14 protein-coding genes are annotated in these 14,385 nt (G+C 43.7%); 1 reads left to right on the forward strand and 13 read right to left on the reverse strand.

Going from position 1 to position 14,385, the window contains the following annotated elements; translation table 11 throughout:
* Window positions 1-17: 17 nt before the first annotated feature.
* From NST34_RS18740 to NST34_RS18780, 9 genes are all read right to left on the reverse strand, one after another.
* On the reverse strand, window positions 18-1,136 hold the full coding sequence (locus NST34_RS18740) for an LCP family protein (protein ID WP_341128533.1): 1,119 nt from the start codon (window positions 1,134-1,136) through the stop codon (window positions 18-20).
* A gap of 3 nt (window positions 1,137-1,139) precedes the next feature.
* Window positions 1,140-3,050: a polysaccharide biosynthesis protein gene (locus NST34_RS18745; RefSeq protein ID WP_341128534.1), complete on the reverse strand. Its 1,911-nt coding sequence runs from the start codon at window positions 3,048-3,050 to the stop codon at window positions 1,140-1,142.
* A 62-nt stretch (window positions 3,051-3,112) separates the two neighbouring features.
* Window positions 3,113-4,435, reverse strand: a complete 1,323-nt coding sequence (locus NST34_RS18750) for a glycosyltransferase family 4 protein (RefSeq protein ID WP_341129569.1) — start codon at window positions 4,433-4,435, stop codon at window positions 3,113-3,115.
* Window positions 4,359-5,630, reverse strand: coding sequence for an O-antigen ligase family protein (locus tag NST34_RS18755; protein WP_076286729.1), 1,272 nt, complete (start codon window positions 5,628-5,630; stop codon window positions 4,359-4,361). Before NST34_RS18755 ends, NST34_RS18750 begins: the two co-directional genes overlap by 77 nt.
* A 32-nt stretch (window positions 5,631-5,662) precedes the next feature.
* Window positions 5,663-6,898 (reverse strand): oligosaccharide flippase family protein, encoded by a 1,236-nt coding sequence (locus NST34_RS18760; RefSeq protein WP_341128535.1) that lies wholly within the window; start codon window positions 6,896-6,898, stop codon window positions 5,663-5,665.
* 6 nt (window positions 6,899-6,904) lie between these two features.
* Complete coding sequence (locus NST34_RS18765) at window positions 6,905-7,612, reverse strand: CpsD/CapB family tyrosine-protein kinase (RefSeq protein ID WP_042189094.1); 708 nt, start codon at window positions 7,610-7,612, stop codon at window positions 6,905-6,907.
* Window positions 7,560-8,318, reverse strand: a complete 759-nt coding sequence (locus NST34_RS18770) for a YveK family protein (RefSeq protein ID WP_042189097.1) — start codon at window positions 8,316-8,318, stop codon at window positions 7,560-7,562. The genes NST34_RS18765 and NST34_RS18770 overlap by 53 nt, the downstream gene beginning before the upstream one ends.
* Window positions 8,319-8,670: 352 nt before the next feature.
* Window positions 8,671-9,390: an SDR family NAD(P)-dependent oxidoreductase gene (locus tag NST34_RS18775; protein WP_076286727.1), complete on the reverse strand. Its 720-nt coding sequence runs from the start codon at window positions 9,388-9,390 to the stop codon at window positions 8,671-8,673.
* A 179-nt stretch (window positions 9,391-9,569) separates the two neighbouring features.
* Entirely contained in the window at window positions 9,570-10,355 is a 786-nt protein-coding gene (locus NST34_RS18780) for an SDR family NAD(P)-dependent oxidoreductase (protein ID WP_341128536.1), read from the reverse strand.
* A 196-nt stretch (window positions 10,356-10,551) separates the two neighbouring features.
* On the opposite strand from NST34_RS18780, the gene NST34_RS18785 reads away from it, so the two are divergent.
* Entirely contained in the window at window positions 10,552-11,205 is a 654-nt protein-coding gene (locus NST34_RS18785; RefSeq protein ID WP_076286725.1) for a TetR/AcrR family transcriptional regulator, read from the forward strand.
* Window positions 11,206-11,267: 62 nt separating this feature from the next.
* Here the strand turns inward: NST34_RS18785 and NST34_RS18790 are convergent, their stop codons facing one another.
* From NST34_RS18790 to NST34_RS18805, 4 genes are all read right to left on the reverse strand, one after another.
* A complete protein-coding gene (locus NST34_RS18790) occupies window positions 11,268-12,089 on the reverse strand; it encodes an ABC transporter permease (RefSeq protein ID WP_076300880.1) in 822 nt (273 codons plus the stop codon).
* A complete protein-coding gene (locus NST34_RS18795; protein WP_341061079.1) occupies window positions 12,086-13,120 on the reverse strand; it encodes an ATP-binding cassette domain-containing protein in 1,035 nt (344 codons plus the stop codon). Before NST34_RS18795 ends, NST34_RS18790 begins: the two co-directional genes overlap by 4 nt.
* A 429-nt stretch (window positions 13,121-13,549) precedes the next feature.
* Entirely contained in the window at window positions 13,550-13,882 is a 333-nt protein-coding gene (locus NST34_RS18800) for an ArsR/SmtB family transcription factor (protein WP_042128608.1), read from the reverse strand.
* A gap of 1 nt (window position 13,883) precedes the next feature.
* Complete coding sequence (locus tag NST34_RS18805; RefSeq protein WP_076286722.1) at window positions 13,884-14,306, reverse strand: SRPBCC family protein; 423 nt, start codon at window positions 14,304-14,306, stop codon at window positions 13,884-13,886.
* Window positions 14,307-14,385: the final 79 nt, after the last annotated feature.

Here is a 14,385-nt window from a genome sequence, read left to right on the forward strand (position 1 = left end):
CTCCTCCCGCCTTTCTCTTAATCCGTAAAAAGACGTTCCTTCAGTGAGTTCACCTGTTTTAAATCAGCACTCCAGTAGTACACCTTAGTTCTGACTAGCGGATCAGAACCAAAACTGTTGTTGCCTGGAATCTGCTCGTATTTAAAGTCCTCGGAAGTTATTCCCTTGAATAACCAAGCTAAGCTGAGCAAATCACTGTCACTGAAGCTTGTATCGATAATGTCTTTCTTTTCATGGAGCAATAATCCCGCCAGATCCGGAAGATGCTCAGGGCTCAACAGCTTATTGGCCACAGCTCTAACGATATTGAATTGCTCCTCTTGACGACTAAAGTCACCGTTCGGAGTAGAGTAACGCGCCCTAGCAAGGTAGAGAGCATGCACACCATCCAAATGCTGTTCGCCTTTTTTGATGGTAATCTCTGGGGTTATTGTGACATCCTGATCGATTACCATGTCGATCCCACCGATTGAATCGATGAAATCACGAACTCCAGAGAAATTCGTCTTGATGTAATGATGAATGGGAATATTCATAAAGTCGCTCACCGCTTGAATGAGCGTCAACGTTCCTTGCTCATTCCCACCTTTGGACTCACCAACAATATGAGCATGATTAATTTTGGTGTAGCCAACATTTTGTACATAAACCCTTGTATCGCGCGGTACAGAGACGATGTTCACCTTCCGCTGTTCCGGCATTACATGCACAACCATTATCGTGTCTGCACGCGAGATTTCCCCACCCCACGTATCTGTTCCAATTAATACAACATTAAAGGATGAAGTTTTTTTATCGGTTGCTTCTGGCGATGCTGCTGGTTCAGTCGATGGTAGTACCACGCCATCCGCATTTGCTGGACTTTTTGTAGTCCCATCCGACTGCGTCTTCCCCACAGGTACTGCAGAAATTTTCGAGTTAGGTATCGTTAATGGATTAAGGGTAGCCTTTTGAAATCGCTGCTCAGCATTTAATACCCCTCTAATCCAAATGCCACCAATTACAATCACAATCAGAAAACTAATCAGGGCGAATCTTCCAATTCGCCGCATGACTATTTGCTTTCTTGTGAATTTCTTGTCACTCTTGCCACGCAAACGCAATTTCTTGTTCCATCTACTCATAAACGACTTCATCACTTAGATCCCCGCATGAACTTCGGATTTGATCCGTTCAAGCTCATGAGTAGCCACCTGTGGTTCTTCCTGAAAGCCCGAATAGCTTGGAATAAGCTGCTTTAATAATTTCTTAATCTGATAACTGCTTGGCACAAATTCGTACCGTTTGCACAAATTCTCCAGCACACCAAGGACCAAATTCAATTCGGATCTGGAAACACTTTGAGGCCGACTGATCATGATGCGATAGTTATTGGTGACCATCAATCCCTCCTCTTCTGTCAGGAGTTCCTCAAATAATTTCTCTCCGGGACGAATGCCCGTGACCACGATAGGGATATCTTTATCGGGTTCTAAGCCCGACAGACGTATTAAATCTCTTGCTAGATCGTATATCCGAACCGGCTTACCCATATCAAGCACGAACACCTCGCCACCTTGTGCCAGTACGCTCGCCTGGATAACCAACTGCACTGCTTCAGGGATCGTCATGAAATACCGCACCATATCCATATGGGTAACCGTAACCGGGCCACCACTCTCGATCTGTCTTTTGAATAACGGAATAACACTTCCCCGACTACCGAGAACATTACCGAAACGGACAGCAGCAAAAACCGTCTTGCTAGATGAATTCTGATCATTAATAATCATTTCTGCAGCTCGCTTTGTAGCTCCCATGACACTTGTTGGATTAACCGCTTTGTCCGAAGAGATCAGAATGAACCGCTTAGCACCATATTTGGCACTCGCTTCCGCTACATTCCTTGTTCCGATAACGTTGTTCTTTACCGCCTCCACCGGATTCATCTCCATCAGGGGCACATGTTTATGCGCAGCGGCGTGATACACAATCGTAGGTCGGAAATTCTGAAAAACACTATCGATCCGCGACACATCCTGAATATCAGCTATGATAGGTTGAATCTTCTGATCGGGATATAACTGGCGTAGCTCTTGTTCAATCAGGTAAATGCTGTTCTCACCGTGACCAAGCAGCAACATTTCCTTCGGACGATACGCAGCTAGCTGACGGCACAGTTCTGAGCCAATGGAGCCTCCTGCACCCGTGATGAGAATACACTCACTCCCTAAATTCTCACGAATCTCTTCAGTATTAATCTCAACAGGCGTTCTACCCAGCAAATCATTTACGGACACTTCACGAATTCGATTGACTGCCATTTTCCCGTCCAAAATTTCTGTCATACTAGGCATTAGCTTAATCTGTGCTTTTGTTGATTTGCAGATCTCAATAATCTCCATTAAGTCGTTATGTGGCGCTGTCGGAAGGGCAATAATAATGAATGCAATGTCCAGCTGTTTCACGGCCTCGGGAATGAAATTTCGGTTACCCACAATCGGCAGCCCCATTACTTCCAGCTTTTGTTTAGATGCATCATCATCAATGAAGGCAACGGGATGCATAAATTTGAACCTTGAATGCTTGATATCTTTCGTAACGAGGATTCCAGCTTTACCAGCCCCAACGATTAGAAGATTACCTTCGAAGGCATCCTTCACACCCGTTGTCTCAAATCCATCATTTAGAAGACGTTTAACCATTCGTAACCCAACAATGCCCAGAAACACATAACCCGCTGCAAAATAGATAGAAATCGGTAGTCGATAGGAAGGAATTACTGCATGGGTGGATACGTTGACAACAATCACTCCAACGAGGGTTAATACACTCACTTTTAGAAGCTGCAGTAACTCTCTCATTCCGGTGTATCGCCAGATATTGTTATACACTTTGAATCCAAATGAGAAGGCCGCATACACCGCAATGTGAATCAATATTGCCCACGGAAGCATCCACACGTACATCTCAGGGATTTGAAAATCAAACCGAAGTAAAAACACAAGCCACACTGAAGCCGCAATAATCCCTGCATCCAACATGACCAAACGGACGATCCGCATTTTCATCACTTCTTTCTCCCTAATTAACTAAAAATTCATTTACTCGCCTTTTAAGTGAGAGTGAATATTCAATCCCCCGATAGGCTGGCATGCATTTCAGACGGAACCCGCTTTCTTTCCTCCTTGTTTAGCGCTTCTATATAGATCGAGTCCATTTCACGGAGCACCGCAGGCAACCCGTAACGAATGATCCTCTCCTTGTTTGCTTCTCCCATTGCCCTAGTTAATGCTGGATCATCTCGTAATTGAGTAAAAGCCTTAGCGGTAGCGGTAATATCACCAACAGGAACCAACATGCCTGTTGACTCATGTTCGATCAAATCATGAATCCCCCGAATATGCGTACCTATAACGGGTTTTCCTACTGCCATCGCCTCCATAATCGCCCGAGGTAGCCCCTCGCGATAAGACACAAGTGCTACAACATCACATGCTCTGAGTAGATCCGGAATATCTCTACGGTACCCAAGCATATGCACCCGATCGCTGACACCCAGCCGATTAGCAAGTTCCAATAGAGTCTGCTCGAACGGTCCTGTACCCGCAAAAGCCAGATGGATGTTGCCTGCTTGAGACCCCAACTGACCCAGCGCTTCGATCAACTGCTTCTGGTTCTTGTTGGCGTTCAATTCCGCAACGCATAGGATGACGAAGGGAGGTTCATCATGCTCACTCTTCGGCAGATCAAACAGTTGGCGTCGCCTATCTGCCTTCTCCGACGCAGTTTCAGGATGATCCTGTTCACTGCCGTAAACCTGGAGATCAAGTCCTACACCACTCACATAAGTCACCTTTTTCCGTATAGAAAATTTCTGGGCACGTTCATAATCTTCTCTATTTATGGTGATTAGCACATCTGTCCAGCGGGCCATTAACCTCTCGAGCGGATAATAAAGCATCCAGTTCAGAAAAGGAGCTCCCTTGAAAAAATGAAAACCATGCGCTGTATACAATGTGCAAGGTACACCTGCTTTATGGGCCGCAATCCGTCCGAGAATCGAAGCGACTGGCGTATGTACATGGATGAACTGGAACCCCTCCTCCTTGAAGCTTTCCGTTAGTATCCCTAGCGCTGCCCAGTTCTGCATCTGTAAAGGGCTACGCTGAATGGGCACATCATGGCACACGATCCCCTTCTCTTCTAATCGCAATCTCGCTTCCCCGGGCTGCGCGTAAGCATGCACTTCACAACCTTTTTGCTGCAATAACGCCATGTAAGGTAGATGGAAACTCTCAAAATGCCCAAAAATGGAGGCTACAAAAGCAACTCTTACCGGCCCACAGTCTTCAGCAGGTATGCTCCCGAACCTCTTATTATTGCGCTTGTTGCGCTTGTTCTGTTTGTTGTCGTAGGTTACGACCCGTTGACTTTTCAGTGCCCTTGGTTCGATATCGCTTCACTCCTTTCCATCCCGTATTCGTTAATCGGATGCAAGCTGCGTTCATAGCCATCATGAACCACCAATACCGCTGGAATAAGGCTTCAATACCCATCGAAAGTCCAATCATCGCTGCGTGAGACAGCAATAATGCCATAATGATCGGTCTGTTCACCCTATCTGCCGCGCGATAAGAACGGATCCCAACGATGAAGAACCAGATCATGAATCCGCCGTACACAATCAAGCCCAACAAGCCAAATTCTGTCATAAACCAGATCGGAGTATTATGGATAATAATCCGCAGTTCATAGTTATAGCTACCGAGTCCAATCCCTAATAATGGACTTTGAGCGATCCACTCCACAGCCTTCCCAATGATGTCTAGACGCGACTGAATCTGCGAGGGTCTGCTGGCCATATTCCCAAGCACATCCAGATAAGCTGTACCTTTATACAACAGCAATGCTCCAAACGCGACGCTAAACCCCATACCGATCTTGAGAAGTCGAGAAGGATTAGTCAGCAGTAATGTAAGCAGGACAAGGAACAATCCTATCCATGACGAACGCGAAAAAGTCATTATTATGCCCCCGGCTAAGGTGATCGTCGCTAGCGTACTCACCCATCCTCTAAGCAGCTTTACCCCGTCTCCACTCGTCATGATATGAATGGCAAAAGCCGTAACTAGTAATCCGCCGTATGCATTCGGATCAATTAGCATCCCGGAGAGGCGACCGTCTTGCACCATAAACGGAACCTTTACTCCACTAAAAAAATCGAACAAAGCGACGCCATTGAAGATCAGCACACTGATCAAAAAAGCTCGTAGCATTTTATATAACCGATCCCAGCTGTCTACAGCCTGAACAAGCATGATGTAAGTCAGCAGTAGGAGTATAAACCCAAAATCTTTTTGCAATAGAGCGTATTGCGTAATGAATCCATTGCGCCAAATGGATACAAATGAAGCAAGGACGAAAATAAACAACATCCCCCAATGCCATGAACTGAACTGCCTCGGGTCCAATTTGAGGTGTAAACCTGCTGCAAACAAACCAAGCATTAAGAAAAGGTCAGAGGGTGCGATTCGAAATGCGCCGCCGAAATCAATTTGAGCCGGAAGGCAGATGATGTAACCCATAACCGCAAACAGAAATAAATTACGCATGGTGTAGGGTTTCCCTACAACGAGTACAGATGTCATACAAGCCCCTACTTTCCTATGAGAAATTGCTTCTATGCGGCCAATTCCCGTTGTACCTGTTTCCTTGCCTGGCGGATTACCAAGAAAAGTACGATCACACTACCTATCATCTGAACGAATAAGGCCAAGCTAGCCCCCACCGCAGCACCTATCACCCCGAAAATAGGCACGAATATTAGACAAGAAAGCCCATTAGTGATCACGGAACACAGAAACAAGGGAATCTGCGCTTTGTACTTCCCGGTAGCCGTTATGGCATACCACAGGTAAGACGTTACAAATACCAATAGGGTAGAAACGAGCAACCAATGAAATAAACCTATCTCAGCAGCCACATCTGGACTGAATAGAAGAGTTAGTAGCTGATGACCAAAGATCCACCCGATCAAACAAGCGATCGCACTAATTCCTATACCCATTGCAATCATTCGACTGAGTAAAGAGATGAACTCCTTATGTCGTCCGCTAGCGTGCCAACGGGCAAGACGTGGTGTTATCGCTTCACCGAGTGCAGTCACAATAACATTGCAGGCAACGATCATGTATGAGAGCGTAGCGTATATGCCTAAGTCATGTTCTCCTTTAAAATATGAAATCGCGTATAGTGGGATATTTGTATTTAGTGACATCAACGCCAGCACCACGCCAAGGGGTGAGCTTACGAGCAGCAAGCCCCATAATCGTCTTTTGTTAAAAAGTGGCCTGAGCGACGTATGCATTCTCGCTTTGCGAGCATCATATCCAATGGTTATTGCTAACCATCCGATAATCATGACTAATAACGCTAGAATGAGACTCTGAGTAGGGATAAATACGAGGGCGAAGACAAGTATGGAGAACAATCCTTTAGCAGCTCTCGAGAAAGAGATTTGATCTAGCCTTTCCTGCTTCTGAACGATACCCAATAAAATATCGCTGACCGACTCAACAATTCTATACAATCCTATGAAAAATATGACTAAAGCTGTATTCCAATCAGCACCACTAAGGATGCAACAACCTGCTGTAACCGTGAATGCAACTGCGGTTGTCACGAGACGAAGGCCAAAAAAATCTCCAAAAAGATATTTTCCAGATGTATCAACGATCAAGACCGAACGCAGATGCAGATGCGACAGCATGAAGATGGGAGCAGTCACCGCAAGCCCCAACGAATATTGCCCAACGATTTCGGATGAGCCAAATTTATTAAGCAAAATTACAATCACGAATTGAGCGCCAGCGTATGTGATATTTCCGAATAAATAACGAAGAGAAGCAAGTGTCATAATGCGTTAGACCAACCCTGAAGTTGAGGCCCAATCGGCAAAATCTTCACCGCGAATCTTGTAACGTTTGCTACTTTTTCGATAATTCAAAACCGCTCCCAAAATATGTGCTCCTTGCTGCTCAAGGATCTGTTTTGCAGAGTTGGTATGCTTTAAGAGCACTTTCCCGGATTTTACGACTAACAGTACCCCTTCGGTCATCTTTGCCAAGATAAGGGCATCCGAAAAAGGCATTAACACCGAAGAAGAATCGATGACAATCGTATCAAATCTCTCACTAAGCTCTGCAAATAACCTTTTCATTCCTGTTGATCCTAGTAAGTCGGCTGGATTTGGGGAGATCGGACCCGATGTCATTACAGAAAGTCCTTCTGATCCCTCAATAGGGAAAATACAATCATCCACACGGGTTTGATCCACTAGGATACTACTTAATCCGATCCAATTGGGTAGATCGAATGCCTTATGCACCGTTGGTGTACGCAAATCCCCATCGATCAGCAGCACAGTTCTTCCCGTTTCTGCCATCGCTATGGCCAAGTTCATCGCCACTGTTGATTTACCTTCATTCGGAAGTGAACTTGTAACTAATAAAGATCGAATTTCTCCACCAACTCGGGTATAACGAATATTAGATCGTATCGTTCGGAATTGGTCACCATTAGATGATTTCGGTTGTTCCAGGCAATACAATCTTGGCGTTTTCTTCTTCATGTCTGCTGGCTCCTTCTACTGAATTAGATTTCGTCTTCTCCCGCCGTTTCCGCGGCTTCAATTTTCCCACCGTTCCCAGAAGAGGAAGCTGCAAATCCAACTGAATATTCTTGGCGCTTTTCACAGGTTTCTCCGCCAATTCCCGTAGAATGGAAAATGCGATCCCAGCAATCAATGCAAGTCCGAAAGCAACGACCATATTGAATACTGGCTTGGGTGAGATCGCCTCGAAAGGAACCTTGGCTCGGTCAAGAAGCACAACATTCTCTACCCCCATAATCGCTTGGATGTTCTCATTAAAGGCCTCACCAAAGCCATTCGCGATATTCGTTGCCCGCTGAGCATTAGAATCCGATACAATTACCGTCGTCACGAGTGACTCGCTACTTGTTCTTGTTTTCACTTTTTCTAATAGTTTTTCAGGGGTCATGTTTAATTGCAGTCTTCTAACGACCTCTTCAGCGATTCTACTGCTTCGGATAATTTCTCCGTAAGTGGTTACTAGTTTTTGCCCAGCCATAATGTCATTGATTGCTTTCTGTTGCCTATCCCCTTGAATAAGAATAGAAGCCGTCGCCTCGTATTTCGGTTTCAAGACATAGTAGCTAACGAAGCTAGCAATTCCGACCGCAACAATACATAATACAATGATGAACAGCAGCCTACGTTTCACTAGTTTCAAAATGCTGCCTAGTTCGAATTCCATCGTTCATTTCTCCTAACCGTTAATGTATTTTCCTCTTCTTCAACAAGTGTTTTATTGTATAGTTATATTCTCGTTAGCCCAATATATGTCCAAAAAAAGTTGGGAATTTATAAGTCTTCTTTTAATAAAACCCACCCGACTCTCTATTAAATCCCAACAGAAATAGGCCGTTTACTAGTAAGATTCTACTGGTAGACAGCCTTATATATTCACTTTTTACTACAACCTAATAATACGTCGTGCTAGTCGGCGCGCTTATGTAGCATTTTTTTGATAACCTTTCTATAATCCAATTATATGGTTTATCTTCATATTGAATCTTAATGAAATCTTAACGGATAAATGAGATTTATTATGCATTCAAATCCGCCATTGCTGGAATATGAATTTCTTTGACACAGGAAGCGCTAGAGAGGTTAACGATACATTTCACAATGGAGACAATGTCCTGAACAGGAATTCTTGTGCCGCTATATTCTGCAATCGCTTTTTCTGCGCCATCCTCATAAGGAATTTCTGCTGCCAGCTCACCCGGATTTACACAAGTTACTGCAATGCCATCCTTACGAACATGCTCACGTAATGCATGTGTAATGCCACGCAGACCGAACTTGGAAGCTACAAATGATACCTGGGCGTTATTGGTATGATCCAGTCCTGCTGTGGAGCCAATTAGAATAATTTTTCCTGCTTCCGATTGGCGAAGATTAGGCAGTACAGCCTGTATGCAGGTAATTGTTGAAGTTATATTCACATTAATAATGTTGGCAATGTCACTCGTCTCATCCTTGTCAAAAGTATAGTGATCCTCAAAACCTTCTTTCTCCCAAATACCCACGTTATAAACTAAAACATCAATCTTCTCCGTTTGAATTCCCTTTGATAAGACTTGTGCGGCATCTGGCTGCGATAGATCTACTGCAATCCATACCCGCTGTATGCCATCATTAAGATCCAGACTGCCCGGTCTGCTTCTGGAGACGATCCACACTCGATCACCATACTCAGGTAAACCTTTCACAAATGCATCTCCCAAACCTTTACTTGCCCCCAAAATTAGATAGTTTCTCATACTGTCGTCCTTTCTATATGCATCATTCTATTTTTATATCATAGTACCATCGAAGGACATGAAGAAGTAGGGTTAAAATTCGGAGTTAGGTAATTAACTTTTGAAAAAAGCCGCTATCATGGAGTAATCCATAGATAACGGCTCTTTATTTTACATCATCGAAGCAAAATGTTGACTTATTAATTTCTAGTACGGAGCATACGTCCAACTAAATAAAGCATTTGTTTACGTGTGAAAAAACGTGACATTTGAGCTGAAATATAGTTTGAAAATCCTGGGACAACAAATATTTTTTTTGCCTGAAGCGACCGAAGAGCCACTTGAACCACATTTTCTGGAGTATCTCGCTTCCCTACTGAAGCTTCATCGGCTCCCACAACATTAAAAAATTCTGTTTCCGTAGACCCCGGACATAACGCAAGAAATTGTACTCCCCGTTTCCGATTTTCCTCCCATAGCGCTTGTGTAAATGATAATACAAAAGCTTTTGTCGCTCCATATACAGCCATATTGGGAAGAGGTTGAAATGCTGCTGTTGAAGCAACGTTTATAATCACACCACTTTTTCTTTTTAACATACCTGGCAAAAATAAATGGGTCAGATCTACAACCGCCAAAACATTTAGCATCACCTCTTCATGTTGTCTTGGACCAGACAGTTGTTCAAAAAGCCCATACGTAGCAAAACCTGCATTATTAATCAGAATATCAACGTTCAGACCACGTTCCATACATTGTTGATAGAGCCTGCTAGGAGAACCTTCTTGCGATAAATCAGCAACGATAACCTCCGCTTGAATATGAAATTCTCTTTGTAATTTTTCCGCTAAAGCAATCAATTTATCTTCGGAACGGGCGACTAATATCAAATGACTTCCTTTGGCTGCAAGTTCTCGAGCAAACGCTTCACCTATTCCTGAAGAAGCACCTGTAATCAACGTCCATTTATTTTGAATTGTAATCATTGCTATCATCTCTCCCTTTAATGACCATCTAGAAACAGTGTTTCAATATGAATCATTGTATCCAAGTGAGGTTGCGTTGTCAAATAAAATTCTACATTTAAATATTGGCTATTTCTCTTCTACATCAGTAAAATAAGGTTTAGAAATAACGGCTATTTGAAAAAGCTAAAGTAAAGTTCTAAGGAAGTGAAACTACATGCAAAAATCGTCCAAAATATCTTCTATAGATGCTCAATCCGTTACAACCTACCCAAAAGCAAAACTACAGCATGCAGAAATATTAAGACTGAATATTATCGAAGCCGCTGCGGCCATTATGCATGAATCCGGACCTGAAGGTGTAACCATTCGCAAGGTTGCTGAAAAAATGGAATGTCCCACAAAAATCATTTATAACTTGTTTGGAAACAAGGAAGGTTTAGCGAAGGAGCTTTTTCTGCAAGGGTGTAAATTGTTGGCCGCTGCCTTTCAAGCGGTTCCAAAACAAGACAATCTAAATTTATATCTTCGCGATCTTGGACAAGCTTATTGGGATTTCTCACGGAATCATACCAGCTATTATATGGTTATGTTTGGAGGGGCTTTTAGCGAGTTCAAACCGGAGGAAGAAAGTTTACATGCTATCTTCACGGCACTTCAACAAGTAATAGCCCTTATTACAGAAGCCATCGAACAAGGGTTTATTGAGGAGAAAGATCCCCTCCTTGTTGTGAATCTGGTGTGGGCATCGTTGCATGGCGTCATTCATCTGCATTTGGGGGGACATATTCAAAATGAGGAAGCTGCTAAAACATTGTATGATAGATCAGTATCCAATTTAATCCATACGTTCTTTAGAAGCGATAATTAAAAAAGAAGCTTTTTTGCGGCTAATACAAAAAAACGGCATTTCTGCCGTTTTTTCATTTCATATTATGTCCGGCGCATATAAGCACGAACTGTAATTGGTGCAAAAATCGCAACGATGACAGCTGCTCCGATCAAAGAGATTACGAAATCCCAGCCTACGGTACCATTGTTAGTAAGCTCCCGCACCGCGGTCACCAAATGTGAGATCGGATTGACTTTAACAAACCATTGAAGCCAGCTAGGCATTGTATCTACCGGTACGAATGCGTTAGACAGAAACGTAAGCGGGAACAGCACAATCATCGAGATCCCTTGTACACTTGAGGCTGTTCTTGCAATGACACCAAAGAAAGCAAAGATCCAGCTAATCGACCAAGCACAGACAATAACAAGAAGTGCCGCTACAGCAACATGCCCCAGCCCTCCCTCGGGCCGTAATCCCATAATATAACCCATGGTGAAAGTGAGCACAGTCGCTATCGTATACCGAATCGTATCTGCTAATAGAGCACCTGCTAACGGAGCTATCCTTGCAATTGGCAGTGATTTAAATCGGTCAAACACACCTTTATCCATATCCTCACGTAATTGAACTCCAGTAACGATCGAAGTAGTAATTACGGTCTGAACGAGAATACCAGGAATGATAACAGGCAAATAGCTAGCAATGTCACCAGAGATGGCTCCACCAAAAATATAGGTAAACATCAGAGTAAAAATAATAGGCTGAAGCGTAACATCGAATAATTGCTCAGGTGTTCGCCGTATTTTTAGTATACCTCTATACGCCATTGTGAATGAATTTCGTATACTCTGTCTGAGACTCGTATGGTTTTTCAATTGTCTTGTAGTTCCTGAGTTTATTGCAGAAGTTCTTGTACTCATACTCTTACTGCCTCCTTCTTGTTTGACTGCCCAGACGCATTTGAAGCGTTATCTGTTACACCCTGACCCGTGATTGTTAAGAATACTTCATCAAGTGTTGGTTTCTGCACACTCACCTCTGCAAGTGGAATGCCTGCTTCGCGCAGAGCAATAAGTAGGTCAGTCACTAAATCCGCGTTCGCCATCGGTGCAGAAATCTGCCCTTCCTCCAACGAAGACACATTGGATTGGACATGCAGAACATGTTCTACAAGCTGACGAGCTTGTTTAAAATCCTTTAGCTCTCGGACCTTCAATAGTAAAGATGTGGTACCCACGGATGATTTCAGCTCATCCACAGTGCCCTCGGCGACGACTTGCCCACGGTCAATAACTGCCACCCGGTCTGCAAGTTGATCTGCTTCTTCAAGGTACTGCGTCGTTAAAAGAACTGTTGATCCCGTATTCACCAATCGACGAATGGTATCCCACATCTGTGAACGAGTGCGAGGATCAAGCCCTGTAGTCGGTTCATCCAGGAAAATTAAAGGTGGTTGTGCAATAAGGCTAGCTGCCAAATCCAGACGGCGACGCATACCGCCAGAAAAATTTCGAAGAGGCCGTTTAGCCGCCTCAGTCAGACCAAACTCTTCCAGTAATTCTGTTGCTTTTTTCCGCGACTCTGCGCGCCCAAGCCCTAATAGCCGAGAGAAGATAATAAGATTCTCTGTAGCACTTAATGACTCATCGACTGAGGCATATTGTCCTGTCACACCAATTAATTGCCTAACAATCTGCGACTCCTTCACCACATCATGCCCGAAGATACGCCCAGTACCTGCATCGGGACGAAGTAAGGTTGCCAGCATCCGAATGACGGTAGTCTTTCCTGCCCCATTCGGACCAAGTACGCCATAGATCGTACCTGCTTTCACGTTCAAATCCACCCCATCCACCGCGCGATTGTCACCAAAGGTTTTGACCAGTCCACGCGCCTCGACGGCCCAATCTCCAGGGTTAGGCTCAATTATTTTTTTGCGTTCATTAACCATTACAATTCCTCCAACGTTTTAGTTTGTATTGTGATGCTAACTCCCTTTTATAAACTGAATTTAAACGAAGGTTTAAACTGAGTTTATAAATGAGATATGCTTTCCGTTGAAAGCTATCCTGTAAATGCAGAAATAACGGTGTAGCTCAATGCTACGCCGTTTATTCTTTCAAAAATGCTTCTGCCTTGTCCTTATGTTCATCTGGAATGCTAACGGACTCCATGGAGCTTTATCGGACTGAAAGTACACAATATTGCCCCTGATAATGATGATTAAAGTCTCTCTAGTCCGCAACTCGCCCCAAATGCCTCAAAATGAGCAAATAGCAGTTCATATGTATATACGAATCCATTATATCTGTTTCATTTAAATATTTTTGCACAATGCATCAAAAAAAACGAGAAGCGCGATCTCACGCCTCTCGGTTTATCATTCATTGTTATGATCTGCTTCAACATATTCTTTAAGCGCAAACAGTTTATTAGCCCAGTATTGTTCAAAAAAGGTAAGCCAATCTTGAAGCTCCAGTAGAGGCTCTGGCTGAAGCTTGTACCGAGTCTCCCGACCGACTTTCTGACTGCTAACAAGCTGCGCATCGGACAATACTTGTAAATGCTTGTTAACAGCGGTTCGGCTGATCGGGTAGCAGTCCGAGATGGATGCTATGGACATTTCCTTATTAGCAAGCAGCTTTAGCAGACTGCGGCGGGTAGGATCTGCTATCGCTTGAAATACATCATGTCCAGATTCAGCGACTGGCATCTTAAACCTCGATATAAGCAGGAAGTTTTTCTTGGACGATTTTCTCCCAGCCGCCGTTCATAAAGCCACGAACGATTGGATGCGGTTGACCAAATTCAGTTACCTTTTCAGGGTCCCATCCAGAGTGAATCACGGTGAACTCCGTCTTCCCATCAATTTCTTTCAATTCAAAGGCAAGATGCCAATCCTTCCCCCAATTAAAACCAACACGGTTCGGCTCATCAATCTCGGTAACTTTACATGGGGAATCCCCGAATTGTCCAGCATGTAGAATGAACTCATGACCTACCACTGGCTCGAATGTACTTGGCATCCACCAGGCAGCTATTCCTTCAGCAGTGGAAACAGCTTTCCATACTTTTTCAATGGGCGCATTGAGTGTAATTGTTTGACGAATATCTTGTAGTGGTCCTTGAGTTTGCATAAATTTCCTCCAAAATTCATTTTAATGTAACACCTTCTGGTTTCATTTTTATTATAACACCATTTGGTGTTATGTCAAT

Origin of the sequence: Paenibacillus sp. FSL H7-0714 (genome assembly GCF_038003765.1) — a bacterium.
Lineage (GTDB): Bacteria > Bacillota > Bacilli > Paenibacillales > Paenibacillaceae > Paenibacillus_AQ.